This is a genomic window from Streptomyces sp. NPDC004561, assembly GCF_053602155.1.
Map to the genome: position 1 here is coordinate 1 of NZ_JBSGDB010000735.1, position 2,948 is coordinate 2,948.

The following is a 2,948-nucleotide window of genomic DNA, read 5'->3' on the forward strand; positions in this document are numbered from 1 at the left end:
ACGGCACGATGGTGGACGCGTCGCCGCCCCCTGAACAAGGTCACGCGCGAGGGCTACGCCGTGGCCCGCCTGGAGGACTACCTGTGAGGCGGGGCCGGTCGTGGGTGTCAGGCCTCGTCGGCGGGGGCGGAGACCGTGGTGGTCTTCTTCGCTGTCGACTTCGCGGCGGCCGTCTTGACGGTCTTGGCCGCCTTCTTGGCCGTCGCCTTCTTCGCGACCGTCTTCTTGGCCGCGGTCTTCTTCGTGGCGGCCTTCTTCGCCGTGGCCTTCTTGGCCACCTTGCGGGCGGTCTTCTTGGCCGCGGCCACCTCTTCCTCGGAGTTCTCCGCGGGAGCCTCGGCGGCCGGCGGGACGACCACGACGGCCGTCTCCTCGGACGCGGTCGGCGCGGTGGCCTTGCGCACGGCACGGCGGCGCGGGCGGGCCGGGGCGGCGCTCTCGGCGGGCGCCGGCTCCTCCTCGGCGGCGACCGCAGCCGGGGGCTCCTCGGCCGGGGCCTCGGAAGCGGCCTCGGTGACCGTCACCACGGTCGCCTCGGCACCCACGGGGGAACCGGCCGGCGCGGACACCTTCCGGGTCGCCCGACGGCGCGTACGGCCCGTGGGCGCGGCCTCCTCGACGGCCGGCGCCTCGGCCTGCGGCGCCGGAACCACCTGGTCCTCGGCGGCCGCGGGCTCGGCCAGGGCCTCGGCGGCCGACTCCGGACGCACCGGGCGCGCCGCCGCCTCCTCGGCGGTGACGTCCTGGGCGGTCGGAACCTCGACGGCCTCTTCCTTCGGCGCCTCGGCCCGCTCGGCCCTGGGAGCCTGCTGGGCCCGCTCCGCCCGAGGAGCCTTCTCCGCCTTGGGCGCACCGGCCGGAGCCGTCGCCCGGCGGCTCGCCCGGCGGCGGGTACGGCCACGGGTGGCCGCCGCCTCCGCCTCGGCGACGCTGCTGTACAGCTCCTCGTCCGGCGCGAAGTCGGGCGCGGGCAGGGCGACCGGCTCGGCGATCTCGGCGGCCACCTCGACGGCCGTCTCGATCTCCGGCTCCACGGCCTCGCCCGTCTCCACGGCCACCGCGGCGGTCTCGTGCACGTGCTCGTGCGCGTCGCCACCGCGTCCGCGCTTCTTGCGCTTGCCGCCGCCGTTGGCGCTCGGCTGCTCCATGTGCACGATGACACCGCGGCCGTTGCAGTGGACGCAGGTCTCGGAGAAGGACTCCAGCAGGCCCTGGCCGACCCGCTTGCGGGTCATCTGCACCAGGCCCAGCGAGGTCACCTCGGCCACCTGGTGCTTCGTACGGTCACGGCCCAGGCACTCCAGCAGGCGGCGCAGCACCAGGTCGCGGTTGGACTCCAGGACCATGTCGATGAAGTCGATCACGATGATGCCGCCGAGGTCGCGCAGCCGCAGCTGACGCACGATCTCCTCGGCCGCCTCCAGGTTGTTCCTGGTGACCGTCTCCTCCAGGTTGCCGCCCTGGCCGGTGAACTTGCCGGTGTTGACGTCGACGACGACCATCGCCTCGGTCCGGTCGATCACCAGCGAACCGCCGCTGGGCAGCCAGACCTTGCGGTCCAGCGCCTTGGCGAGCTGCTCGTCGATCCGGTAGGTGGCGAAGACGTCGACCTCGGAGGTCCACTTCGACAGCCGCTCGGCGAGGTCCGGCGCGACGTGCGAGACGTAGCCGTGGATGGTCTCCCAGGCCTCGTCACCGCTGACGACGACCTTGGAGAAGTCCTCGTTGAAGATGTCGCGCACGACCCGGACGGTCATGTCCGGCTCGCCGTACAGCAGCGTCGGGGCGTTGCCGTTCTTGGACTTCTTGCGGATGTCCTCCCACTGCGCCTGCAGCCGCTCGACGTCCCGGCGCAGCTCGTCCTCGCTCGCGCCCTCGGCGGCGGTGCGCACGATGACGCCCGCGTCCTCGGGGACGATCTTCTTGAGGATGGTCTTCAGCCGGGCCCGCTCGGTGTCGGGCAGCTTGCGGCTGATGCCGGTCATGGAGCCCTCGGGGACGTACACGAGGTAGCGGCCCGGCAGGGAGACCTGGCTGGTCAGACGCGCGCCCTTGTGCCCGATCGGGTCCTTCGTGACCTGCACGAGGACCGACTGGCCGGACTTCAGGGCGGACTCGATCCGGCGCGGGCCGTTCGCCATGCCCAGCGCCTCGAAGTTGACCTCACCGGCGTACAGGACGGCGTTGCGCCCCTTGCCGATGTCGATGAAGGCGGCCTCCATCGACGGCAGCACGTTCTGGACCTTGCCCAGGTACACGTTGCCGACGTACGAGGTCGACTGCTCCTTGTTGACGTAGTGCTCGACGAGCACGCCGTCCTCCAGGACGCCGATCTGCGTCCGGTCGCCGTGCTGACGGACGACCATCACGCGCTCGACGGCCTCGCGGCGGGCGAGGAACTCGGCCTCGGTGATGATCGGGACGCGCCGGCGCCCCTGCTCACGGCCTTCCCGGCGGCGCTGCTTCTTCGCCTCCAGGCGGGTCGAGCCCTTGATGGACTGCACCTCGTCGGACGGCTCGCTGACCTTGCGGGGCTCGCGGACCTTGACGACGGTGCGCTCCGGGTCGCCCTCGGACGGCTCGGTGTCGGCGGAGGTCTCACCGGCGCGACGACGGCGACGGCGGCGACGGCGGCTGCTGGAGCTGGAGCCGCCGGACTCCTCGCCACGGGCGTCCTCGTCGTCCTCCTCCTCCTGCTCGGCGGTGTCCTCGGCGTCCTGCGCGGCCTGCTCGGCGGCCAGCTCGTCGGCGTCCCCGTCCTCGCCGGCCTCGGCGGCGTCCCCGCGGCGGCGGCGACGGCCGCCCCGGCGGCGACGGCGGCGCGAACCGGACTCCTCGTAGCCCTCGGCGCCCTCCGCCTCCTCGGCCTCCTCGCCCTCGGCGAGGTCCTCGGCCGACTCGTCGGCCTTCTCCGGCTCCTCGGCAGGGGCCTCGTGCCTGCGTGCGAG

The 2,948-nt window shown here is 73.3% G+C and carries 1 protein-coding gene; it reads right to left on the bottom strand.

From position 1 onward, the window contains the following. Positions 1 to 107: 107 nt before the first annotated feature. A partial coding sequence (locus tag ACWEN3_RS44455) for an Rne/Rng family ribonuclease (RefSeq protein ID WP_452983832.1) occupies positions 108 to 2,948 on the bottom strand: 2,841 nt, incomplete at its 5' end.